Source organism: Streptomyces coeruleoprunus (assembly GCF_039542925.1).
GTDB classification, from domain to species: domain Bacteria; phylum Actinomycetota; class Actinomycetes; order Streptomycetales; family Streptomycetaceae; genus Streptomyces; species Streptomyces coeruleoprunus.
In genome coordinates this window covers 4,083,215-4,106,633 of sequence record NZ_BAABIT010000001.1, presented here as the reverse complement: position 1 = coordinate 4,106,633, position 23,419 = coordinate 4,083,215, and the positions used below count along the sequence as shown (strand labels likewise).

The following is a 23,419-nucleotide window of genomic DNA, read 5'->3' as shown; positions in this document are numbered from 1 at the left end:
CGCGGCAGGCGGCCGCGCCGCCCGTCAGCGTGCGGCCGTGAGCGTCTCCTCGCCCGCGTTGCTGAAGACCGTGGCGCGCAGTCCTGTGATGTCCGAGGGGAAGGACGAGCCCAGGGAAACGCGCAGCTCGTACGTCCGCTCCTCGCCCGCCTTCAGCGTGGTGCCGTCCGCCCCGCTCAACTCGGCCCCGAACGAGCTGGGCGAGGTGGAGCCGACCGCCTGCCAGCGGCCGTCCCCGCCGAGCAGGGACACCTTGATGTCGCCGGTCTTCAGCGTGCCGCTGCCGCGGGGCACGATCGACAGGACGTCGGAGGCGTCCTCCACCGTCTCGCCCACCGTGTTGGAGATCTTCACCCGCAGCGTGATCACGTCGCCGCCGGTGCGCAGCGGGACCGTCTCGCCCGACGCGCCGAGCGTCATCGTCACCGTGCGGGACGCCGGGGCCGTGTCGCCGCCGGGGTCCTGGGCGCCGGGGTTCACCGCGCCGGAGGGCGTCGTGGTGCTCGGGGGCGGGGCGGACGTACCGTCCCGGTCCTCGTCCCCGCCCGAGCGGGCGCTCGGGCTGGGGCCGGTGCTCGGGCTCGTGGTGAGCGCCGGTGGTGCCGGTACGTCCGACGGGGTGCCGGCGACCGGGGCCTTGTCCGTGCCGTTCACCAGGGACACCGCCGCCGTGCTCAGCAGCGCGACGGAGGCCGCCGCCGCCGCGAGGGCGAGGACGAGCGGTGCCCGGCCCCGCGCCGCCCAGTTGGGGGCGGGCGGGGCGGCGGGGCGCAGCGACTGGTGGGTGACCTGGCCGGCGCGGGCCGCGAGGGCGCGGACGAGGCGCTCCTCGATCTCCGTGAGGGGCCCGTCCACGGACTCCACGGGGTCGTTCGTCATGGGGTGGTCCTCCTTGCCCCTGCTACCGGTCCTGGGCCCGCAGGACGCGCTCCAGCGCGTCCAGGGCCCGGCTGGCGGTGGACTTGACGGCTCCGCGGGACAGGCCGAGCGTCTCGGCGATCTGCGCCTCGGTCAGCTCGGACCAGTAGCGCAGCACCAGCACCTCGCGCTGACGGTCCGTGAGGCCCCTGAGCGCCTCCAGCACCCTGCGGTGCTCGTCGCCGAGCAGCGCGTGGTCCTCCGCCGACGGGGCGTCCGCCTCGTGCGGCGGCACGTATTCGCGGGCGGTCTTGCGGCGGCGCAGGACGGAACGGGCCGTGTTCACCACCGAGGTGCGCAGGTAGCCCAGTGCGTTGTCCACGTCGTCCAGGCGCTCGCCGTGCCGCTTGTAGAGCGCGACGAAGGCGTCCTGGACGACGTCCTCCGCGCTCGACCGGTCGTCCACCAGGAGGAGTGCCAGGCGCACCATCTGCAGGCGGTGCGAGTGGTACAGGTCGGTGACGGTCGGCCGGGCGGCCGGGACGGGTTCGGGTTCCGGGCCGGGTTCGCGGTCCGGTTCCCGGCCGGTCCACGGCCCGGAGCGGGCCCGGGCCCGGCCGCCGGGCAGCAGCCGGAAGCGGGGCCGTACGGGCTCGGGGGCGCCGTCGGCCGGTTCCGCCCCCAGCAGTCTCCGGAGCAGGCGGGCCGGCCACGCCGGCCGACCGGCCACGGCCGGCGCGGGCAGGGCGAGCGTCAGGGTCATGGTGGTCGTACCTCCGGGGCGTCCCACGGTGCGTGCTGGAGCGTCCGGCGATCCCCACCCCCGTGATCTTCAGCCGCAGGTTACTCCCCTCGTTCACGGGGCCCGTCGGGTTGTCCACAGAGCCCGACGGCTTGTTCGTCGGGCTCGGCGGCTTGTTCACAGGGCCCGGCGGCGAGCGATCAGGAGCGAGGCGGCACCGCCGGCGACGAGCACACCGGCCGCGCCGACGAGCAGCGGCGTGGTCGTGCCGTTCCCGGTCTTCGCCATCTCGCCGGTGGCGGAGGTCCGCGGCGTCACGCCCGTGGCGGCCGCGGCCACCGGCACGGCGGACGGCGACGTGGAGGCACCCGGCGTCGCGGACGGGGCCGACGCCGGCGCGCCCGCGACGACGAAGGGCAGCCGCTTGCCGGTGGCGTTGGGACCCTCGCCGGCCGCCTTCAGGTCGATGAAGAAGCCCTTGGACGCGGTGGACGCGGGCGCGACGACGCGCAGCCGGTATGTGAGGCCCTCGCCGGGCGCCAGCTCCTTCGCGTACGGCTCGACCGCGATGCCCAGGTGGCCGCCGGCCTTCGGGCTGCGCAGCTCCAGGTCGCTCCAGCCCCGGCCCGTGTGCTGCTGGACCCGCACGTCGCGATCCGCGGCGATCCGCCGCTGCCCGTCCCGGTCGACGACGCTCATCACGACCTCGACGCGCTGGGTGACGTTGCCCTTGTTGGTGACCGTGGCGGTGAACTCGCGCCCGGCGCCGCCCGCCTTCAGGGACGTGACGCCGGCAACGCCCTCGATGCCCCATGCGACCTCGTGCGAGACGTCGGCGTCGCCGCCGCCGGCCGCCCGCTGCTTGACGCCGAAGTCGACGGCGGCGGACGCGTCGCCGCTGATCAGGGCGAACTCTACGGCCTTCACGCCGCGCGGGAAGTGGCTCGTGAGGCCGAGGCGCAGCGTGTACGTGCGGGAGGCGCCGGCCTTGAGGCCGCCGTGGTCGAGACCGCCCTGGACGGCCCGGTCCTGCTCGCCGAGCCGGACCGGCACCCACGCGCCGGACGCGTCGCGGCGCTCCAGCGTGACGTGCTGCGGGTCCAGGTCGCCGGTGTTGTCGTCGCCGGAGACGAAGAAGAAGTCCTGGAGGTCCTCGGCGATGTCCTTGCCGGTGTTGTTGGTGATCGTGCCGGTGAACCGAACCGGCTTGCCGCCCGCCGTCAGCTCGGGTCGGCCCTCCAGCCCGCCGATGACGACCTCGGGCCGGTCGCTCGTGCCGCGCTTGCCGAGGCCGAAGCCGATGCGGTCGAGGCCCGTCCCGTCCGCGTTGCCCGCGACGCCGACCTCGCCCATGGTGGCGTCGGCCGGGATCGAGGTGCTGATGGTGACCTGGAAGCGCTCCTGGACCGTGGCGCCGGCCGCGACCTCCGCCGGCAGCGCGAAGGTGGCCTGGACGGCGCCGTTCGCGCCGGTGGTGAGGGTCAGCCGCTCCCACACGCCGTTGTTCAGCCGCTGGACGAGGATCTTCGACGGGTCGGCGGTCATCGGCTCCAGGGCGGCGTTGACGTGCTTGCCGTAGGCGACGGTGACGAGGCCCTTGTGGTTCTTGAGCGCGGCGCCCGTCCCGTTGGTGATGGCGGCGGTGAACGTGGTCCGCTGGCCGAGCGCGAAGCTGCCCGGGAGGCCGACCTCGGTGGTCACGCCCGCGGCGGTCGCGGTGGTGGCGGCGACCGGCTGGGCGACGGCGGCCGGGGCGGCGACGGCGACCGGGGTCACGACGGCCAGCGCGACGGCGGCGGCGGAGACGACGGAGCGCAGGGCAAAGCGGGACGAAAGGTGCTTCTGCATGACGGAGTTCCCCCCAGGGTGTGGATGACCGTGGTGTCTGTCGGCACCGCCGGCCCCCGTCCCGGATCCCCCCGGTTCCTTCGGCCGTATCGCTGCCTCCACTGGGATAGACGTGCGACCCCCACGGGGGTTGCAGGTGACTTCAAAAGTTTTTCCGGGGACTTCCGCGACGGCTTCCGCGGCGGCTCCGCGCGGCTCCCGCGCCCCTCCGGCACCGCCTTTCACCAGGCCGTTCATGGGTACGCGTGGGCGCGCGATACCTTCGGGCCGCAGACACCATGGAACGGGACGTCGGAAGAGCGGAGCACATCGTGAGCGTGAGGGCGACGGCGGCGAGCGACGGAGCCGACCCGTTCGGGACCGCCCGGCTGCGGCGCGGGGTGCTCGACGCGTGGGGCGCCGGCCCGGCGCGCTTCCGGGAGGACGCCAACGCCGAGGAGGAGCTGACCCTCGGCGGCTACCGCGACCGGCTCGTCGTCGAGCTGGCGCAGAACGCCGCCGACGCGGCCGCCCGCGCCGGCGTCCCCGGCCGGCTCCGGCTGATCCTGCACCCCGCGGGCCCCGACGGCCCCGCCGTCCTCGCCGCCGCCAACACCGGCGCGCCCCTGGACGCGACCGGCGTCGAGTCCCTGTCCACGCTCCGCGCCTCCGCCAAGCGCGAGGGCCACGAGGGCGCGGTCGGCCGGTTCGGCGTCGGGTTCGCCGCCGTCCTCGCCGTCAGCGACGAGCCCGCCGTCATCGGCCGCCACGGCGGCGTGCGCTGGTCGCTCGCGGAGGCCCGCGACATGGCCGCCCGCGCCGCGCAGGCCAGCCCCGGCCTGGGCGACGAACTGCGCCGCCGCGAAGGCCACGTACCGCTGCTGCGCCTCCCCCTGCCCGCCGAGGGCACCCCGCCCGCCGGGTACGACACGGTGGTCGTCCTCCCGCTGCGCGACGCCGCCGCCGTGGACCTGGTGGAACGTCTCCTCGCCGGTATCGGCGACGCCCTGCTCCTCACCCTCCCGGGCCTGGCCGAGGTCGTCGTGGACACCCCGGACGGCACCCGCACCCTCACGCGCGCCCAGCACGGGCCGTACACGCACATCGACGACTCGGCACGCGGCACGGCCCGCTGGCGGACCGTCACCCACCAGGGCCCCATCGAGCCGGCCCTCCTCAAGGACCGGCCCGTCGAGGAGCGGCTGCGCCCGCACTGGACGGTCACCTGGGCCGTACCGGTCGACGCCGTCGGCGACCCCGTCTACCCGGACATCGCGCCCGTCGTGCACGCGCCGACGCCGACCGACGAGCCGCTGACCATGCCGGCGCTGCTCATCGCGTCGTTCCCGCTGGACTCCACGCGCCGCCACCCGGCGCCGGGACCGCTCACCGACTTCGTCGTGGCGCGCGCCGCCGACGCCTACGCGGAGCTGCTCGCCGAGTGGCGGCCGGTCTCCACCGGCAGCATCGACCTCGTGCCCGGCCCGCTCGGCAAGGGCGTCCTGGACGGGGCGGTCCGCGGCGCGGTCCTCGACCTGCTGCCGCGCGTGGCGTTCCTCGCGCCCGCGGCGCCCTCCGAGGAGCTGACGGCGCTGCGCCCGTTCGAGGCGGAGGTCGTCGAGGGCGCGGGCGCCGACACCGTACGCGTCCTCGCGGAGGTCCTGCCGACGCTGCTGCCGGCCGGTCTGGAGCGCCGCGCCGAGCTGCGCGCCCTGGGGGTGGCCCGGCTGCCGCTGGGCGACGCCATCGACCGGCTCGCGGGCGTGGAGCGGGCGCCCGAGTGGTGGCACCGGCTGTACGACTCGCTCGCGGGCGTCGACCCCGACCGCCTCACCGGCCTTCCGGTGCCCCTCGCCGACGGCCGCACCACCATCGGCCCCCGGCAGGTCCTCCTGCCCCTGCCGGACACGCCCGCGGACCTGGCCCGCCTCGGGCTGAAGGTCGCGCACCCGGACGCCGCGCACCCGATCCTGGAGAAGCTGGGCGCGCTGCCGGCCACCCCGCGCGCGGTGCTCACCACGCCGCAGGTGCGGGCCGCGGTGGCGGCGTCCCTGGAGGGCGGCGACACCTGGGACGAGGACGCCCCGGACGTGGAGGAGCTGGCCGACACGGTCCTCGCGCTGGTCCGCGACGCGGCCCTGGAGCCGGGCGACGAACCGTGGCTGGGCGCCCTGGCCCTGCCCGACGAGGACGGCGAACTGGCCCCGGCCGGCGAACTGGTCCTGCCGGGCAGCCCGTTCGCCTCCGTCATGCGCCAGGACGAACTCGCCCTGTGCGACGCCGAACTGGCCGAGCGGTGGGGCGAACAGCCCCTCGCGGCCTGCGGGGTGCTGGCGAACTTCCAGCTCGTACGGGCCACCGACGTGGTCCTCGACCCGGACGAACTGGAACCGCGCGAGGGCGACTTCGCCGAGCCCGACGACGTGGGCCTGCTCGACGCGGTCGACGTGTGGTGCGAGGACCTCCTCGACCGCCTGCCCGAGGCGCCGGTGCCGCCGGTCGCGACGGAGATCGTCGCCGTGCGGGACCTGGACCTGGTGGACGACGACGCCTGGCCGCGGGCGCTGGCCCTGCTCGCCGTACCGCCGCTGCGGGACGCGCTGACACAGCCGGTGCGGGTGCTGCTGCCCGACGGTACGACGGAGACGGTGCCCTCCTACACGGCGTGGTGGCTGCGCGACCACCCCGTGCTGGACGGCCGCCGCCCGGCCGGCCTGCGCGCGGCGGGCGCCGATCCGCTGCTGGAGGGCCTGTACGAGTCGGCCGACACGACCGGCTTCGACGACGCGCAGGTGCTGCACGCGCTGGGCGTACGCACCTCGGTGGCGGCCCTGCTGGACGAGCCGGGCGGCGCCGCCGAGCTGCTGGGGCGGCTCGCCGATCCGGAGCGGCACGTGACCGGGGCCCAGCTGCACGCCCTGTACACCGCGCTGGCCGACCTCGACCCCGAGCAGGTGACGCTGCCCGACGAGCTGCGCGCCGTGGTCGACGGGGAGGTGCGGGTCGTGGACGCGGCGGACGCCGTCGTGGCCGACGCGCCGGACCTGCTGCCGCTCACCGAGGACCTGCCGCTGCTGCCGGTCGCCCCGGCCCGGGCCGCGGACCTGGCGGACCTGCTCCAGGTGCGGCGGCTGAGCGAGACGGTCGAGGCGGAGGTCACGTCGGAGGGCGAGGAGCACGAGGTGCCCGCCGCCGTGAAGGCCCTGCTGGGGCCGGCCACGCCGGACACGTACGTCGAGCACGAGGAGCTGCTGGCGGGCGGCGTGGAGCTGGACTGGCGCCGCACCCCGGACGGCACGCTCCACGCGGCCACGCTGGAGGGCGTGGCGGCGGGCCTGGCGTGGGCGGCGGGGCAGTGGCCGCGCCGCTTCGAGGTGGCGGCGCTGCTGGAGGACCCGTCGCGGACGGCGGAGCTGGCACGGGACCGCTGGTTCGACTGAGGCGCGGGCCGCATACGGGAGGGGGCGCCGGTCGGGAAAGGACCGGCGCCCCCTTTGTCGTACGGCTGCCGCGGCTAGCGCACGTCGACGAAGGCGTTCGGCGACGCGGCGGCGCCCACACCGGGCGTACGGACCATCAGCCAGCGCCAGTTGGCGTCGTACAGGGCCTTCGGGGTGGCCCTGACGGTGCCCGTGGCGTCGGAGGTGACCGTCGTGTGCAGGCTGTACGCGCTCACGCCGGGCTTGCGGTACTCCAGGCGCACCGCCTTGCCGGGCAGCGCCAGCCAGCGGCCGGTCGACCAGTCGGCGATGCCCGCGATACCGGTGACGGTGAACAGCGAGCCCGCGGTGACGGGTGTGGTGGGTGCCTTGATGGTGACCCGGCTCTCGCGCAGGATCAGCGCCGTCGCGGCGCCGTTGACGTCCGCGTAGCCGCTGCCGTCGGCGGCGTGCGCCCACACGGCGGCCTTCCACTCTCCGGCGAACGCGTTGTCGCCGAGCTGCGAGCGGGCGTTGAGCCAGAAGTCGGCGACACAGTTCGAGGTGGTGGCGTCCACCTTGGTGCAGGTCGGCGCCCACGCCCGGCGCAGCAGCGCGGTGGGCCGCAGCGGGTCGCCGAGGTAGAGCACGACGCCGGTGCGCGCGATGCCGGACGGGTCGCTCGCGGTGTACGTGACCTTGAAGGTCGGGTTGTTCTCGTCCGCGGTGTCGTACATCGGCGGGGCGATGACCCGGCCGCCGTTGACGACCACGTCGGAGATCTTCGTCGCGCCGGTGCTCACGCCGGACGTGACGGCGGGGCCGGCGAACGCCTGCTTGGTCGTGTGCCGCACGGTGGGGCCGTCGGAGCTCTTGGCGGAGGCCCGCAGCGCCACGTACCGCACGTCCTGCGCCACGGTCAGCTCGGCCGACGCGCGGTCGCCGGTGCCGGGGACCGGCAGGGCGGTCCAGGTGGCGCCGTCGTCGGTGGAGTACTCCAGGCCGGTCAGGGTGGCGGTCGCGGACTCGTTGTCGGAGCCGGCCACGGCGGTGACGGTCAGCGGCGCGGTCCCGGCCGTGTTGTAGGCGTCGAGTCCGTCCACGGCCAGGCGCACGTCGACGGACTCGACGGGCACGCGGCCGGTCAGGTAGCCGTCCGAGGTGAAGGTCCGCTCGATCGTCTGCGCGGTGGACAGCTGGTCGGCGCGGCGCGCGGACCGGACCGTGTGGGTCAGCGTGTAGCTGCCGCGCGCCGTCGGGAGGTCGGTGCTCCACACCGCCGTGTCGAGGTTCTTCGCCTCGGCGGTCGCCATGGTGCCGGTGAGCCGGTAGTCGTGGACGTGCGACAGTCCCGCGGTGCCGGACCCCGGGTTTCCGGCGGCGTCGCTCAGGGTGTACGGCTCGTAGACGCTGAGCCTGTTGCCCTGGCGCACGATGCCGGGCGAGTGGAAGGGCTTCAGCGTGAACGGTGCGGCGCCGAAGGTCTCGGCGGGTGAGGCGCCCGCGGGGAGTGTGCGGTTCGGGAGCGTGAGCTGGCCGCCGGCGTCGTACGACAGCAGCCTGCCCTGCGTCATCCCGGGCATGACGTACTCCCGGACCGTGGACGGGAGGCGCACGGGCGCCGCCACGGTGCCCGAGGACTGCTCGGCGAAGTAGTTCCAGAGCCAGCCGGTGTCGCCGGCGCCCGCCGCGCGCAGGGTGGTGTCGGCGTGGGCCAGGTCGGCCGTGCGGATCAGGCGCGTGGGCGCCGTGGGGATGGTGTCCCGGAACCGGTGGAAGAGGTGGTACCGGTACGGGCTCGGGTTGTTGGGCGTGTCGTCGCGCCTGGTGAGCACGTCATGAACGGTGAGCGAGACCCCCGGCACGGTGCCCGGCGAGACGTACACCTTCTCGCCCCAGCCGCCGACGTAGCCGATCACGTCACCCTTGGGCGTGTGCAGCGACACGGAGGCGCTGTAGCGGCGGGCGGTCGGCTCGTCCGTCGACAGGTACGTCTCCTTGGACGTGGCTGCGTCCAGGGTGACGGTCAGGCCCCGGTCCACCACGCGGAACGTGCGCATCAACAGGTGGCTGGGCTGCTGCCAGTTGGAGTACAGGCCCGCCGTGACGTAGTCGCCCGGCGGCAGCGAGACGGTGCCGTACGAGTCCCACTGCTCCTCGTTCACCTCGTACGACATCCACGTCGAGCGGTTCCACACGCGGATGATCGGGCCGAAGTGGTGGGCGTTGGCGAGTTGGATCCGCACCGGGTACGTGGCCGTGGCGGCCCGCGGGGCGGCCGTGGAGGTGGTCGCCGTGCCGGTGCGGACGGTGGTGGCGGCCTGCGGCCGCTGCTCGTCGACGGGCTGGACGGTCAGCCGGTCGCCGGTGCGCGTGTACGCGTACGAGCCGGGCCGTTCACCGGCCGCGGGCAGGACGCGGAAGCCGGGCGTGGCCTTGCCGGGGATCAGTTCCAGCCGGTCGCCGTTGGCGAGCCGGGCCGAGCCGAGGGCTGCGCGGCCGTCGCCGGGCGCGGGCGCGTGGCCGTCGGTCGGCGCGGGCGCGGCAGCCGGGGCGGGCTGCGCCGCGACCGCCGTGCCGGGCACGGCGGCCAGCGCGGAGGCGGCCAGCAGACCGGCGGCCGCGCCGGCCAGGGCGGTTCTGAACGTTCTCGAAGTCACGGTATGCCGCATGGGTGTGCGGAACTCCCCCCTCAAGCGCCCCGGCCCCCCAGCCACAGGCGTCAGTGTGTGGTTTTCGGCCACACATTAGACCGTGCCCATGACAGCCCTTAGGCGGGGAACCTGCGCCCCACCCACCGCCAGCCGAGCTCCAGCAGCACGGCGCCCACGCCCGCGAGGGCGACGGCCGTCCACGGGATGGTCACGCCCACCAGTTTCAGCGCGAAGAAGTGCTGGAGGTACGGGACGACGAGCACCAGCAGGAAGGCCCCGCCCATCACGGCGACCAGCCCGATCCGCCACCACGTGTAGGGACGGGCGATGATCGCCAGCACCCACATCGAGACGAGGAACAGCGTCAGCGTGGCCGCGCTCGTCTCGGCGGCCAGCGCCCCGGGCCCGGTGTAGTGGGCGCGGGCCAGCATGTAGGTGGTGAACGTGGTCGCGGCGGAGATGAGCCCGGCGGGGATCGCGTACCGCATCACGCGCCGGACGAAGTGGGGCCGCGCGCGTTCCTTGTTGGGCGCGAGCGCCAGGAAGAAGGCGGGCACACCGATCGTCAGCGTCGACACGAGCGTGAAGTGCCGCGGCAGGAACGGGTACTCGACCTGGGTCGCCACGACCAGGACGGCGAGCAGCACCGAGTACACGGTCTTCGTGAGGAACAGCGTGGCGACCCGGGTGATGTTCCCGATGACGCGCCGGCCTTCCGCGACCACCGACGGCAGGGTCGCGAAGCTGTTGTTGAGCAGCACGATCTGCGCGACCGCCCGGGTGGCCTCGGAGCCGGTGCCCATGGAGACACCGATGTCGGCGTCCTTGAGGGCGAGGACGTCGTTGACGCCGTCGCCCGTCATGGCCACGGTGTGGCCGCGCGACTGGAGCGCGCCGACCATGTCGCGCTTCTGCTGCGGGGTGACCCGGCCGAAGACGACGCCGTCCTCCAGCTCCTTCGCCATGGCGTCCCGCTCGTCGGGGAGCCGGCGGGCGTCGACGGTCTGGTCGGCGCCGGGCAGGCCCAGCTTGGCGGCGACCGCGCCGACGGAGACCGCGTTGTCGCCGGAGATGACCTTGGCGTCGACGTTCTGGTCGGCGAAGTAGGCGAGCGTGTCGGCGGCGTCGGGGCGCAGCCGCTGCTCCAGGACGACGAGCGCGGAGGCCTTGGCGCCGTCGGCGACGTGCGGGGCGTCCAGGTCGCCGCCGACCCGGGCCAGCAGCAGGACGCGCAGGCCCTGCTGGTTGAGGTCGTCGGTCTCGGCGAGCACCGGGTCGCCCGCGGGCAGCAGTACGTCGGGGGCGCCGAGCAGCCAGGCGCTGGTCTGGCCGTCGCCCTCGCTGAAGGCGGCACCGCTGTACTTGCGGGCGGAGGAGAACGGCAGGGACTCGGTGCAGCGCCAGTCGTCGCTGTCCGGGTAGGCGTCGATGATCGCCCGGAGGGAGGCGTTGGGGCGCGGCTCGGACTCGCCGAAGGCGCCGAGCACCTTGCGTACGTACGCCTCGTCCGAGCCGTTGAGGGGCCGCAGCTCGGTGACGTCCATGCCGCCCTCGGTGAGCGTGCCGGTCTTGTCGAGGCAGACGACGTCGACGCGGGCCAGGCCCTCGATGGCGGGCAGCTCCTGGACGAGGCACTGCTTGCGCCCCAGCCGGATGACCCCGATCGCGAACGCCACGGACGTCAGCAGCACCAGCCCTTCCGGGATCATCGGCACGATGCCGCCGACGGTCCGCGCGATGGAGTCCTTGAAGGCGGTCTCCTTGACGACCAGCTGGCTGACGATGAGCGCGACGGCGGTCGGGATCATCATCCACGTCACGTACTTGAGGATCGTGGAGATCCCGGACCGCAGCTCGGAGTGGACGAGCGTGAAGCGGGACGCCTCCTCGGCGAGCTGCGCGGCGTACGCCTCGCGGCCGACCTTGGTGGCGGTGAACGCGCCGCCGCCGGCGACGACGAAGCTGCCGGACATGACGGTGTCGCCGGGCTTCTTCAGGACGGGGTCGGCCTCGCCGGTGAGCAGCGACTCGTCGATCTCCAGGTTGTCGGCCTCGGCGACGACGCCGTCGACGACGACCTTGTCGCCGGGCCCGAGTTCGATGAGGTCGCCGAGGACGATCTCCGAGGTCGACACCTCGGCGGCGGACCCGTCCCGCCGTACCGTCGGCTTGGCCTCACCGATGACGGCCAGGCCGTCGAGGGTCTTCTTGGCGCGCAGTTCCTGGATGATGCCGATGCCGGTGTTGGCGACGATCACGAAGCCGAAGAGGCTGTCCTGGATGGGGGCGACCACCAGCATGATCACCCAGAGGACGCCGATGATCGCGTTGAAGCGGGTGAAGACGTTGCCGCGGATGATGTCCGCGGCGGACCGCGAGGAGCGGACCGGTACGTCGTTGACCTCGCCCCTCGCGACCCGCTCGGCGACCTCGGCGGCGGTGAGGCCGCCCGGCCGGTAGGGCACGGCCTCCTGCCGGCCGGCCCCGGCCTCGCCGCTGTCCACGCTCGTGTCCGTGCTGGCCCGCTGCGTCATGGTTCCGACGGTACGGCCGGAACGCCACGTTCACCCCCCGAGCCCCCGAACACCCACCCAGGGCACGACACAAATGGTCCCCGGGTACGACGGCCGGGTGGCCGTTCCGCCGTGGTCGCCGGCGGGAACGGCTCAGAGCTGCCGGGACCTCTTGATCGCCGCGTCGCGCTTGCGGACGTACCAGATGCCCAGCAGTCCCAGCCCCCCGCCCGCCAGACAGGTCCACACCCACCAGTCGAGGTCGCGCTCGGCGAACCAGCCGTAGAAGGGGACCTGCACGAGGAAGAGGACGAACCAGAGGATCGTCCCGCCGGTGATGGTCGCGACGACGGGCCCCTCCAGGGGTTCCGGTGCCTCGTATTTGGGGGTCCACTTCGCCATGCCGACATCGTAAGCGCCGAGGTGTTCTACGCGCGGAGATAGCGATCTTCAGCTTATGTATTCATACTGAAACGGTTTGCCTCTGACCGATTTCTCTTGTGCGAACGCACAAAAACGGTCACCCCCCTCCCCCGCACCCTGAGGTTTCGCATGCCCTCCACGGTCACCGCTCCGCCGGTCACCCCTGAGCAGCAGCCGACCGCCGGCAGCGCACTGGACCGCTTCTTCAAGATCTCCGAGCGCGGCTCCACCGTCGCCCGGGAGGTGCGCGGCGGATTCGCCACCTTCTTCGCGATGGCCTACATCATCGTGCTGAACCCGATCATCCTCGGCAGCGCCAAGGACATGTACGGGCACCAGCTCGACGGCGGCCAGCTCGTCACGGCGACCGTCCTCAGCGCGGCCCTGACGACCCTGCTCATGGGCGTCATCGGCAACGTCCCGATCGCCCTCGCCGCCGGCCTCGGCGTCAACACGGTCGTCGCGCTCCAGCTCGCCCCGAACATGTCCTGGCCGGACGCCATGGGCATGGTGGTCCTCGCCGGCTTCATCGTGATGCTGCTGGTCGCCACCGGTCTGCGCGAGCGGGTCATGAATGCCGTCCCCGTGGGCCTGCGCAAGGGCATCGCGATCGGCATCGGCCTGTTCATCATGCTGATCGGCCTGGTGGACTCCGGCTTCGTCTCGCGCATCCCGGACGCCGCGCACACCACCGTCCCGCTCCAGCTCGGCGCCGACGGGCACCTCGGCGGCTGGCCGGTGCTGATCTTCGCCGTCGGCACGCTGCTCACGCTCGCGCTGATCATCCGGAAGGTGCCGGGCGCGATCCTCATCTCGATCGTCGTGATGACGCTCGTCGCGATGGTCGTCAACGCCGTGGCGAAGGTGCCGTCGTGGGGCCTGACCACGCCGACCTGGCCGGGCAACCCGGTCGCCACACCGGACTTCGGGCTGCTCGGGCAGGTCAGCCTCTTCGGCGGGTTCGAGAAGGTCGGGGTGCTGACGGGCTCGCTGTTCGTCTTCACCGTGCTGCTGTCCTGCTTCTTCGACGCCATGGGCACGATCCTCGGCGTCGGCGACGAGGCCAAGCTGATGGACAAGGACGGCGACTTCCCGGGCATCAACAAGGTCCTGCTGGTGGACGGCTTCGCCGTCGCCACCGGCGGCGCCACCTCCTCCTCGGCGACCACCTGCTTCGTGGAGTCCACGGCGGGCGTCGGCGAGGGCGCCCGTACGGGCCTGGCGTCCGTGGTCACCGGCGGGCTGTTCTCGGTGGCGCTGTTCCTCACGCCGCTGGCCACGATGGTGCCCTCGCAGGCGGCCACGCCCGCGCTGCTGGCGGTCGGCTTCCTGATCCTGGCCGGGTCCGTGAAGGACATCGACTGGAGCGACTACACCATCGCCGTGCCGGCGTTCCTGGCCATGGTGATGATGCCGTTCACGTACTCGATCACGAACGGCATCGGTATCGGCTTCATCGCGTTCAGCGTGCTGCGGCTCGCCGCCGGGCGCGGCCGGGAGGTCCCGGCCGCCATGTACGCGGTGTCGGCGATCTTCGTCTTCTACTACGCCATGCCGTCGCTCGGCCTCACGTGAGGCCGTAGAACCTCTCCGTCTCGTCGACCGCCGCACTGAAGCGTTCGTCGAAATCCTCGCGAATGAGCGTCCGGACCACATAGTCCTGGACGCTCATTCCGCTTCTCGCCGCATGCTGCCTGACCCGGTCGAGCAGCTCTCCGTCTATCCGCAGGCTGAGCACTGTCGATCCCATGCCCGCCAGGGTCGCCGCGGGCCCGCGGCGATGCGTCACGTTCCGGCCGCTTCTCACTCCTTCGGGTGATGGACCCCTATGAATTTTCTTTAGCGAGAGTAATGAGTTACGCTAAGGAACATGCCTGACCTGTCCCAGGGCGCGCACGGCGACGACGCCGACGCCGCCGCTGTGAACGCACTCCGCTCCGCCGTCATGCGGCTGTCCCGGCGCCTGAAGCACCAGCGCGTCGACGAGTCGCTGAGCCCCACCGAGATGTCGGTGCTCGGCACCCTCGCCCGGTGCGGCTCGGCCACCCCCGGTGAGCTGGCCCGCAAGGAGCACGTGCAGCCGCCGTCGATGACCCGCATCGTCGCCCTGCTGGAGGCCAAGGGACTGGTCCGGCTGGAGCCGCATCCCGACGACCGCCGGCAGAAGGTGGTCAGCCAGACCGAGCGGGCCGAGGCCATGCTGGAGGAGTCCCGCCGCAAGCGGAACGCCTGGCTGGCCTCCCTCGCCGAGGGCCTGGACGAGGACGAGTGGGCCAAGCTGCGCGCGGCCGCCCCCGTCCTGGAGAAGCTCGCGCACCTATAGGAACGGACCGAGGAGGCGAACCCTTTTGAGGACGGGAAACGGAGCTGACTCCGCCCCCGGACACAACCCCCACGACACTCGACACACCCCGCCGCCCGGGCGGGAGCGGACCGACGGCACGTTCTCGTCGCTGAAGGTCCGCAACTACCGGCTCTTCTTCACCGGGGCCATCGTCTCCAACACGGGCACCTGGATGGCCCGCATCACCCAGGACTGGCTGGTCCTCAGCCTCACCGGCTCGGCCGCCGCCGTCGGCATCACCACCGCCCTGCAGTTCCTGCCGCTGCTGCTCTTCGGCCTGTACGGCGGCGTCATCGCCGACCGCTACCCGAAGCGGCGCCTGCTGATCGTCAGCCAGGGCGCCCTCGGCCTGTGCGGGCTCGCCCTCGCGGCGCTCACGCTCTCCGGGCACGTCCAGGTCTGGCACGTGTACCTGGTGGCGTTCCTGCTGGGCATGGTCACGGTCGTCGACAACCCGACCCGGCAGTCCTTCGTCTCCGAGATGGTCGGCCCCGCGCAGCTGCGCAACGCCGTCAGCCTCAACTCGGCGAACTTCCAGTCGGCGCGGCTGATCGGCCCCGCCGTCGCCGGCCTGCTCATCGCGTCCGTCGGCAGCGGCTGGGCCTTCCTGGTCAACGCCCTGTCGTTCCTGGCCCCGCTCACCGCGCTGCTGCTGATGCGCCCCGCCGAGCTGCACAAGGTGGAGCGCGCGCCGCGCGGCAAGGGCCAGCTGCGGGAGGGCCTGCGCTATGTCGCGCGCCGGCCGGAGCTGATCTGGCCGATCGCCCTCGTGGGCTGCATCGGCACGTTCGGCTTCAACTTCCCGATCTGGCTCACCGCCTTCGCCGACGGCGTCTTCCACGTCGGACCCGGTACGTACGGTCTGCTGAACACGCTCATGGCGGCCGGCTCCCTCGGGGGCGCCCTGCTCGCCGCCCGGCGCGGCACCTCGCGGCTGCGGCTGCTGGTCGGCGCCGCCGTGGTGTTCGGCGTGCTCGAGATGACGGCGGCGCTGTCCCCGTCGTTCTGGCTGTTCGCGCTGCTGCTCATGCCGATCGGCATGGTCGGACTGACCGTGAACGTCACCGCCAACTCGATCGTGCAGCTCGCCACCGACCCCGTGATGCGGGGCCGCGTGATGAGCCTGTACCTGATGGTGTTCGCGGGCGGTACGCCCATCGGGGCGCCGCTGCTCGGCTGGATCACCGACACGTTCGGCGCCCGGATCGGCTTCGCGACCGGTGGCGTGCTGTCGCTGGTCTCGGCGGTGCTGATCGGGCTGGTCCTGAGCCGTGCCACCGGGACGCGGCTGCGGCTGGAGCTGCGCGGCCGGCACCCGCGCCTCGCGTTCGTCCCGCGCGAGCGGCCCCGGGAACTGGCGACCGCGGCGTGATCGATCCGTCCCGGGCGGCCCCGCCACGTGCCAGACTCGCCCCATGAGGCTTTTCGCTGCCGTCCTGCCGCCGCGCGCGGCGGTCGAGGAACTGGCTCTCCTGGTCGACGAGTTGCGGGCGCTGCCCGGCGCGGACGAGCTGCGCTGGACCGGCCGTCCCGGCTGGCACTACACGCTGGCGTTCATGGGCGAGGTGGACGACGCGCTCGTCCCGGACCTGCGGGAGCGGCTGGGCCGCGCGGCACACCGCACCCAGCCGTTCCCGCTGCGCGTCCACGGGGGCGGCCAGTTCGGCCACCGGGCCCTGTGGGCGGGGGCCGCCGGCGGCCTTGACGACATGCGGCTGCTGGCCGAGCGCGCCGAGGCGGCGGCCCGCCGGGCGGGCGTCCCCATGGACGACCACCGCCGCTACCAGGCGCACCTGACGCTGGCCCGCGCCCGGACCGACACGGACCTGCGGCCCTTCGTGACGGAGCTGGAGCGGTTCAAGGGACTGCGCTGGGAGGTGGCCGAGCTGGCCCTCGTCCGCAGCAACCTGCCGACCTCCGGCACGGCGGGCGAGCAGCCGCGGTACGAGACGGTCGGGTCCTGGCCGCTCGGACGGGCGAGCTAACCTCGACGGGTGGACCCGAAGACCCGAAACCGGATCATGGCCGGTGTGCTCGTGCTGATGATGGCGATCGTCGCGGTGGCGGCGGCGGTCGGCCGGTAACGGCCGGCCGCCGCGCGCCGCCGCGCCCGTCACCAGGCGAAGGCCTCCGGCGACGGACCGGGACCGGGGAAGATCGCGTCCAGCTCGCCGAGCAGTTCGTCCGTCAGGTCCAGCTCGACGGCCCGCAGCGCGGATTCCAGCTGCTCGGCGGTGCGCGGCCCGACGATCGGCCCGGTCACGCCCGGCCGGGTCAGCAGCCACGCCAGGGCGACCTCGCCCGGCTCCAGGCCGTGCTTGTCGAGCAGCGTCTCGTACGCCTGGATCTTCTCGCGCAGCTCCGTGTTCGCGAGCGCGTCCGCCGACCGCCCGGCCCGCGAGCGCGCCGCACCGCCCTCGCGCTCCTTGCGCAGGGCGCCGCCCAGGAGGCCGCCGTGCAGCGGCGACCAGGGGATCACGCCGAGCCCGTAGTCCTGCGAGGCCGGGATCACCTCCATCTCGGCGCGCCGCTCGACGAGGTTGTACAGGCACTGCTCGCTGACCAGTCCGACCATGCCGCGGCGGGCCGCCGTCTCATTGGCCTGGGCGATCTTGTAGCCGGAGAAGTTGCTGGACCCGGCGTAGAGGATCTTGCCCTGCTGGATCAGGACGTCGACCGCCTGCCAGATCTCCTCGAAGGGCGTGGCGCGGTCGATGTGGTGGAACTGGTACAGGTCGATGTAGTCGGTGTTCAGGCGGCGCAGGCTGGCCTCGACGGCCCGCCGGATGTTCACCGCGGAGAGCCGGTCGTGGTTGGGCCAGACCTCGCCGTCCGGCGCCATCGAGCCGTACACCTTGGTGGCGAGCACCACCTTGTCGCGGCGCTCGCCGCCCCCGGCGAACCAGGAGCCGATGATCTCCTCGGTGCGGCCCTTGTTCTCGCCCCACCCGTAGACGTTGGCGGTGTCGAAGAAGTTGACCCCGGCGTCGAGCGCCGCGTTCATGATGGCGTGGCTGCCGGCCTCATCGGTCTGCGGCCCGAAGTTCATCGTCCCGAGGACGATACGGCTGACCTTGAGTCCGGTGCGTCCGAGCTGCGTGTATTTCATGGTCGTACAGCCAACGCCTTGGAGCGCACTCCAGGCAAGGGCGCCCGGCGGACGGGGACGGGGGCCGTCACCGCGTGTACTCCTTCAGGTAGCGCATCACGGTGTCCACATGGGGCCGGGTCCGCTCGGGGACGCCGCCGGCCTGGATGACCGTCTTGTCGCTGGTGCGGTACCCGGCGACGATCAGCTCGGGCAGGTTCTCGCGCATCCCGTTGTCCTTGAAGCGCTGGTCGAGCCAGCAGGTGAACACGGCCATCGTCGCGATGGCGTCGGGCGGCGACATGTGGTCCTTGTCGCCGTCCCCGTCGCCGTCCACCGCCCACGCCTGGAACACCGACGGCGTCCACATCGCGATGCCGTACTCGCCGGAGGCCGGCCGGGACGCCTTCGGGTCGAAGCCGCTCTCCGCCTTGATCATGGCGGCCAGCAGCGCCGGGGTGACCTCCTCGTCCGTACAGCGCTTGGCGGCGTCGGTGATGGTCCGGCGCAGGGCGACCGGCACGTCCGAGTCCTCCGGGATCGCGCCCGGCACCGTCTTGGCGGACGGCGTGGGCCTGGGCGGCGTCGTCCGTGCCGCCCCGTCCTCCGGCAGCAGCACCAGCGTCGCCGCCACCGTCGCCGCCGCGAGCCCGAGCCCCGCGCCCGCCAGCACCCCCGGGCGCCGCAGCCCGCGCCGCGCCCGTACGCCGCCCTTGCGCAGGGCCCGCACCCGCCGCGCCAGCTCCTCGGCGCCCAGCTCCGCCCGCGACGCGTGGTCGGGCGCCAGGCAGCTGCCGATCAGCTCCCGCCACTGCGGCTCCAGCGCGTCGTCGAGTCGCAGCTGCGCGGCCCCGCTCGCGTACGACTGCGCCGCCAGCGCCCGCGCCCGCGCCGTGCTGCCGGGGAAGGGGTGCAGGCCGCCCGTCAGCACCTGGTGGGCGAGGACGCCGAACGCCCAGATGTCGGCCGTCGGCCGGACGGCGGTGCCCCGCACCCCGGTGCGCTCCGACCACCACTCCGGCGGTACGTGGTCGAGGGAGCCCATCGGCGGGATGTACGCGTGCGTGCCGTCCAGCTCCACGGTGAGCCCGAAGTCCGCGAGCCACACGGCGCCGTCCGGGCCGAGCAGGATGTTCGCGGGCTTGAGGTCGGCGTGCACCCAGCCCCGCGTGTGCATGTGGGCCAGCCCGGCGGCGACCCCGTCGAGGATGCGCGCCGCGTCCGGGACGGGCGTGCCGGGCTCGCCCGCCGCGATCAGCTCGTGCAGGCTGCGCTCGGCGCGGTCCATGACCAGCGCGGTCACGCCGTCGAGGCCGGGGCGGTCCGGGTCGTTCAGGGTGACCACGGTGTGGGTCCGCACGAGGTTCGGGTGGTCCGCCTCGCTGCTGAACCGCACCTCTTGGCGGATCAGCTCCTCCATCGACGCCCGCTGACCGGGCGTCAGCAGGTCGGTGCGGAGGAACTTCACGGCGGCCGGCGCCGCGTCGGACGTGCGGCGCGCCGCGTAGACGGTGCCCCAGCTGCCGGAGCCGATCAGGGACGTCACGGTCCAGTCGGCGATCCGGTAGCCCTCGGGTATCGCGAGCGCGGGGGACGGGTGGCCAGGGTCCATCGTCGATGGGCCTTTCAGCGTCGTACGAGCGGGGGAAGGAGGTTCAGGTGGTCCTCGCGGACCAGGTCGAAGCGGAGCGCGAGGTCGACCAGGCGGCTGCGGGTCGCGCTGCCCGTCGCCGTCTCGTCCGGGTCCTCGCGCAGCCGCAGCTTGGCCGTCGCCAGGTAGTCGATGTGGTAGTTGACCGCCGAGCGGGTCAGGCCGGCGCACGACGGCAGCGGCCGCAGCCGCTCGACGACCTCGCCGACGCCCGGCACGGCCGGGTTCGACGGCGAGCGCAGCCGCGGCTCGCACAGCGCCAGCAGCACCAGGAAGTACTTGGACGTCGGGTCGAGCGAGAACGGCGTGGTCGTCGGCTCGCCCGCCGCCGGGTCGCACCCCGGCTCCCTGTACGCGTGCTGCGGCGCGAACACCTTGAAGTCCACCGGCCCGTCGACCCCGGGCAGGATCACCCGCGACAGCTCGAACGGCACGGGTGCGCCGATCCGGCCGGGCGCCACCTTGATGTGCTCGCCGCCGCCCTCCAGGTTCTCCACGACGTACGTCGTGGAGGCGCTGTAGTTGGACAGCTGCCAGTAGTCCTCGGTCGCGGTCACCAGCCCGGCGCGGCGCGAGACGCCGGGGTCGTGCAGCGGTATGGGCAGCGGCGAGCCCGGGGTGCCGCGCCCGAACTCGGCGCTCTGCCCCGGAGTCATGTGCAGCAGGCGCGGCTTGGGCCGCGGTGCGTCCGGGTCCTGGTGGCGGGGGGCCCGTTCGGGCAGCTGGACAGTCACTGTCGTCACTGGGTACGTCCGTCGTTTCAGTGCACACCGAGTGCAGGAGGCCGTGGTGGTGGGGGTGCGTACCGGTCCCCGGACGGGACCGTGACGGGCGGGGGGCATGACAATAGCGACTGTGCGGGCCCTGATGCACTCCGTTGGGACGGCGCGCCCCTGACATACGTCAGGAGCGCGCCGTCCCGGGCCGCCGTAGTGTCAGGGGCACACCGGCCCCACGGGGGAGCGCCGGTCGAAGGGGTCCTCGGTCAGGACAGCGCCGCGAGGCCGCGCGGGAGGTCTTGAACGGCCTCACCGTCCGTCTGCCGCCCGGCACCGGCGACCGGGCGGCACCGAACAGGGGATGGCGCTCGACCATCGTGGTGCATTTGCACACACCTGGACCAAATATCCTGTCTCCGGCTTTTCCACCCCGTACCGCCCCTCGACGCTGGCACAGAGGTGCAGGACGAGGAACGGGAAGGGTGATCCGGCATGGCGGTCAGGTCCATGCTGCGCACCAGCTCGCTGGTGCTGATCACCGGACTCCTGCTCGGCGTCGTGGCCTGGCCCCCGCACGCCGCCGCCGACGGCGCGGGCGCGGCGGCGCTCACCCTGTCCGTGACCGTCAACGGCAAGCCCGGCCGCGGCGCCGAGCGCCGGGGGATCCGCACCGGCCACGCCGTCGTCAAGCACTACCGCCTGACCAACCGCTCGGGCGCCGACCTTCACCGGGTCACCGTCACCGACCCCGCCGCCCCCGGCAAGGCACTGCGCTGCCCCGGCGGCCAGGGCTTCTGGATGCGCGGCCTGACCAGCGTCGTCTGCACCTCGAAGGTCCCCGCCGCCCCCGGCCGGCACACCACCACCGTGCGCGCCCGCGCCGAGGTCCCCTCGCTCGGCATGCGCCCCGCCGCCTCCGCCCGCGCCGGTTACGTGGGCGTCACCGGGGCCCTCGCCCTCTCCGTCGCCGTCGTCGAGGCGGTGGCCCCCCGCGCGGTGCTCCATTACGTCATCGCCAACCCCGGCAACCGCCCGGTGTACGGCCTCCGGCTCACCGACCCCGGCCTGCCGCAGGCCCGCTTCGTCTGCGGCGGCCGCCCCGGCACGCCACCGTTCCTGCCGGCCGGGGGCACGGTCGTATGCGTCGCCCAGCTGACAGGGCTGCCGCCGGGCACGTACCGGAGCACGCCCGAGGTACAGGGCACCGACCTGCTGACCACGCTCGGCCCCCGGTGCGCACTGGTGCCTCCGCCCCCGCTGATGGCCCGCGCGACGGCGCCGTTCACGCTGACGGCTCCCCCGCCGCCCGCCCCACCTCGTGCGGTGGTGCCGGGACCGGTGGTGCCGGGCGCCCCCGGCGCCCCGGGTGCGGCGGCGGGGGGCGCGGCGGCACCGGGCGCCCCTGGGGCGGCGGGCGCGCCGGGCGCCCCTGGGGCGGCGGGCGCGCCGGGCGCCGTGGGCGCGGCCGCAGCCGCAGCGGCGGCCGGAGCGGCTGCCGCCGCCGGAGCCGCAGCAGGAGGTGTCGGAGCGCCAGGAGCGGGTGCGGGTGCGGGTGCGGGTGCCGGAGGGGCGGGCGCTGGTGCCGCCGCAGGGGCGGGAGCGGGAGCCGCGGCGGGCGCGGGCGCAGCGGCAGGGGCCGCAGGCGCGGGTGCAGCAGCCGGAGCTGGGGCCGCAGGGGCGGGCGCGGCGGCAGGCGCGGGTGCCGCGGGCGCAGCGGCAGCAGCAGGGGCCGCAGCAGGTGCAGGTGGCGCAGGAGCAGGAGCCGCAGCAGGCGCGGGAGCCGCGGGAGCCGCGGGAGCCGGAGCCGCAGCGGGCGCGGCAGCCGCGGGAGCCGGAGCCGCAGCGGGCGCGGCAGCCGCGGGAGCCGGAGCCGCAGCAGGCGCGGCAGCCGCGGGAGGCGCCGCAGCCGCGGGAGGCGGAGCCGCAGGCGGGGCAGCCGCCGGTGCGGGAGCCGCAGCGGGTGCGGGCGCAGGCGCTGCTGGTGGCGCGGGCGCGGGAGCCGGAGCAGCCGCCGGTGCCGGAGCAGCCGCAGGCGCGGGTGCCGCCGCAGGCGCGGCAGGCGGAGCCGCGGGCGCAGCCGCAGGTGCCGCGGGCGCGGGAGCCGTTGCCGGCGCCGGCACAGCCCCCGGCGCCGGCGTGGCCGTCCCGCCCCCCGGCCTCCCGCCCGTACCACCCGGCCGCCCACCCGCCGTACCGCCGCCGCCCGACTCCACGAGACCCGACACGCGGCCCCCGGCCGAAGGGGAGCTGCTGTCCGCGCGGGTGCGGGACACGGCCGGACGGGACGAGGGCCTGTCCCCGGCCCTGTTCCTACTGCTGTTCTTCCTGCCGGCGGCGGTCGTGGTGGCCCTGGCGGCCCGGCGGCTGTGACGGACGGGGAGGCGGTGACGCCATGAAGAACGTCGTGGAGATGCTGGCGCTCGGCCTGGTCGCCGCGCTGGTCGCCGCCGGAGTGGTGCTGGCCTGGCACCACTTCCGCCCCTCCGACGCGGAGGAGGGCGACCGGCGGGAGGAGGTCGCCGAGTACATGTCGATGATGATCGCCCTGCTGTACGCGATGCTGCTGGGCCTCGCCCTCGTCACCGTCTGGACGATCCGCGACAGCGCGGAGACCCACACCGCCGCCGAGGCGGGCGCCCTGCACCAGATGACCATGCTGGCCGACGGCCTGCCCGCGGACCAGCACCGGCGCGTCGACGTGCTGGCCGAGCGCTACGCCACCGCGGTCGTCCAGGACGAGTGGCCGCGGCTCAACGAGCGGCAGGCGCTGGGCGAACAGGGCTGGTTCCTGCTGGGCGAGCTGCGTGCCGCGGCCGCGCCCCCGCCCGACGCGTCACCCGCGCAGCAGGTGACGGCTCTGGAGATGCTGGCCCAGCTCGGCGCGCTGGACGACGCCCGGCGGGGCCGCGAGGCGACCGGACAGGAGGCGCTGTCACCGGTGCTGTGGGCGGGCCTGGTCCTCGGGGCGATCCTCTCCGTCTGCATCCTGTTCTTCTTCGGGATCGGACGGAGCCCGAGCCAGCTGGTGATGGCGATGGGCATGGTGGCGCTCACGGTGTTCCTGGGATTCCTCATCCACCAGCTGTCGCTGCCGTTCGGGGAGGTGGCGGGCGTCGGGCCGGAGCCGTTCACCCGCTATTTCCCCGTCTCGGCCGCGCGAGGTCAGTAGAGGCGCGGGCGC

General features: G+C 74.0%; 17 protein-coding genes. 7 read left to right on the top strand and 10 right to left on the bottom strand.

The genetic code is table 11. The annotated features are described in order from the left end of the window. Positions 1-24: 24 nt before the first annotated feature. The 3 genes from ABEB09_RS18325 to ABEB09_RS18315 form a co-directional block, all read right to left on the bottom strand. The gene (locus ABEB09_RS18325; RefSeq protein ID WP_345690994.1) at positions 25-879 is read right to left on the bottom strand and encodes a hypothetical protein; all 855 of its coding nucleotides are present in this window, start codon (positions 877-879) and stop codon (positions 25-27) included. 22 nt (positions 880-901) lie between these two features. After that, entirely contained in the window at positions 902-1,621 is a 720-nt protein-coding gene (locus tag ABEB09_RS18320) for an RNA polymerase sigma factor (protein WP_345690993.1), read from the bottom strand. A 156-nt stretch (positions 1,622-1,777) separates the two neighbouring features. Further along, positions 1,778-3,448 carry a hypothetical protein gene (locus tag ABEB09_RS18315; protein WP_345690992.1) on the bottom strand — a complete coding sequence of 557 codons (1,671 nt, stop codon included), beginning with the start codon at positions 3,446-3,448 and terminating at the stop codon, positions 1,778-1,780. Positions 3,449-3,765: 317 nt separating this feature from the next. Here ABEB09_RS18315 and ABEB09_RS18310 point away from each other — a divergent pair, with 317 nt between their 5' ends. Further along, entirely contained in the window at positions 3,766-6,867 is a 3,102-nt protein-coding gene (locus tag ABEB09_RS18310; RefSeq protein WP_380842217.1) for a sacsin N-terminal ATP-binding-like domain-containing protein, read from the top strand. A gap of 74 nt (positions 6,868-6,941) precedes the next feature. Here the strand turns inward: ABEB09_RS18310 and ABEB09_RS18305 are convergent, their stop codons facing one another. The 3 genes from ABEB09_RS18305 to ABEB09_RS18295 form a co-directional block, all read right to left on the bottom strand. Continuing rightward, positions 6,942-9,506: a hypothetical protein gene (locus ABEB09_RS18305; protein ID WP_345690990.1), complete on the bottom strand. Its 2,565-nt coding sequence runs from the start codon at positions 9,504-9,506 to the stop codon at positions 6,942-6,944. A 110-nt stretch (positions 9,507-9,616) separates the two neighbouring features. Beyond that, positions 9,617-12,034 carry an HAD-IC family P-type ATPase gene (locus tag ABEB09_RS18300; RefSeq protein WP_345690989.1) on the bottom strand — a complete coding sequence of 806 codons (2,418 nt, stop codon included), beginning with the start codon at positions 12,032-12,034 and terminating at the stop codon, positions 9,617-9,619. A gap of 132 nt (positions 12,035-12,166) precedes the next feature. Then, positions 12,167-12,415: a DUF2530 domain-containing protein gene (locus ABEB09_RS18295; protein ID WP_345690988.1), complete on the bottom strand. Its 249-nt coding sequence runs from the start codon at positions 12,413-12,415 to the stop codon at positions 12,167-12,169. A gap of 150 nt (positions 12,416-12,565) precedes the next feature. Between ABEB09_RS18295 and ABEB09_RS18290 the strand changes: the two genes are divergently transcribed. After that, the gene (locus tag ABEB09_RS18290) at positions 12,566-14,011 is read left to right on the top strand and encodes an NCS2 family permease (protein ID WP_345690987.1); all 1,446 of its coding nucleotides are present in this window, start codon (positions 12,566-12,568) and stop codon (positions 14,009-14,011) included. Here the strand turns inward: ABEB09_RS18290 and ABEB09_RS18285 are convergent. Beyond that, positions 14,004-14,186, bottom strand: coding sequence for a ribbon-helix-helix protein, CopG family (locus tag ABEB09_RS18285; RefSeq protein WP_345690986.1), 183 nt, complete (start codon positions 14,184-14,186; stop codon positions 14,004-14,006). The two genes, ABEB09_RS18290 and ABEB09_RS18285, sit on opposite strands and share 8 nt — an antisense overlap. Positions 14,187-14,306: 120 nt before the next feature. On the opposite strand from ABEB09_RS18285, the gene ABEB09_RS18280 reads away from it, so the two are divergent. From ABEB09_RS18280 to thpR, 3 genes are read left to right on the top strand one after another with little or no spacing between them, the layout of a single operon-like run. Next, positions 14,307-14,759 carry a MarR family winged helix-turn-helix transcriptional regulator gene (locus tag ABEB09_RS18280; RefSeq protein WP_345690985.1) on the top strand — a complete coding sequence of 151 codons (453 nt, stop codon included), beginning with the start codon at positions 14,307-14,309 and terminating at the stop codon, positions 14,757-14,759. A gap of 25 nt (positions 14,760-14,784) precedes the next feature. Then, positions 14,785-16,152, top strand: coding sequence for an MFS transporter (locus ABEB09_RS18275; protein ID WP_345690984.1), 1,368 nt, complete (start codon positions 14,785-14,787; stop codon positions 16,150-16,152). A gap of 43 nt (positions 16,153-16,195) precedes the next feature. Beyond that, positions 16,196-16,765: an RNA 2',3'-cyclic phosphodiesterase gene (gene thpR / locus ABEB09_RS18270; RefSeq protein WP_345690983.1), complete on the top strand. Its 570-nt coding sequence runs from the start codon at positions 16,196-16,198 to the stop codon at positions 16,763-16,765. A gap of 128 nt (positions 16,766-16,893) precedes the next feature. On the opposite strand, the gene ABEB09_RS18265 is transcribed toward thpR, so the two are convergent. The 3 genes from ABEB09_RS18265 to ABEB09_RS18255 form a co-directional block, all read right to left on the bottom strand. Then, a complete protein-coding gene (locus ABEB09_RS18265) occupies positions 16,894-17,889 on the bottom strand; it encodes an aldo/keto reductase (protein WP_345690982.1) in 996 nt (331 codons plus the stop codon). A gap of 67 nt (positions 17,890-17,956) precedes the next feature. Further along, entirely contained in the window at positions 17,957-19,480 is a 1,524-nt protein-coding gene (locus tag ABEB09_RS18260) for a protein kinase domain-containing protein (protein WP_345690981.1), read from the bottom strand. Positions 19,481-19,494: 14 nt separating this feature from the next. After that, positions 19,495-20,262, bottom strand: a complete 768-nt coding sequence (locus tag ABEB09_RS18255) for a serine/threonine protein kinase (RefSeq protein ID WP_380842212.1) — start codon at positions 20,260-20,262, stop codon at positions 19,495-19,497. Between the two features lie 468 nt (positions 20,263-20,730). Here ABEB09_RS18255 and ABEB09_RS18250 point away from each other — a divergent pair, with 468 nt between their 5' ends. Together ABEB09_RS18250 and ABEB09_RS18245 are read left to right on the top strand one after the other, a co-directional pair. Then, on the top strand, positions 20,731-22,608 hold the full coding sequence (locus tag ABEB09_RS18250) for a hypothetical protein (protein WP_345690980.1): 1,878 nt from the start codon (positions 20,731-20,733) through the stop codon (positions 22,606-22,608). A gap of 22 nt (positions 22,609-22,630) precedes the next feature. Further along, positions 22,631-23,407 carry a bestrophin-like domain gene (locus ABEB09_RS18245; RefSeq protein ID WP_345690979.1) on the top strand — a complete coding sequence of 259 codons (777 nt, stop codon included), beginning with the start codon at positions 22,631-22,633 and terminating at the stop codon, positions 23,405-23,407. The last annotated feature ends 12 nt before the right edge of the window (positions 23,408-23,419 follow it).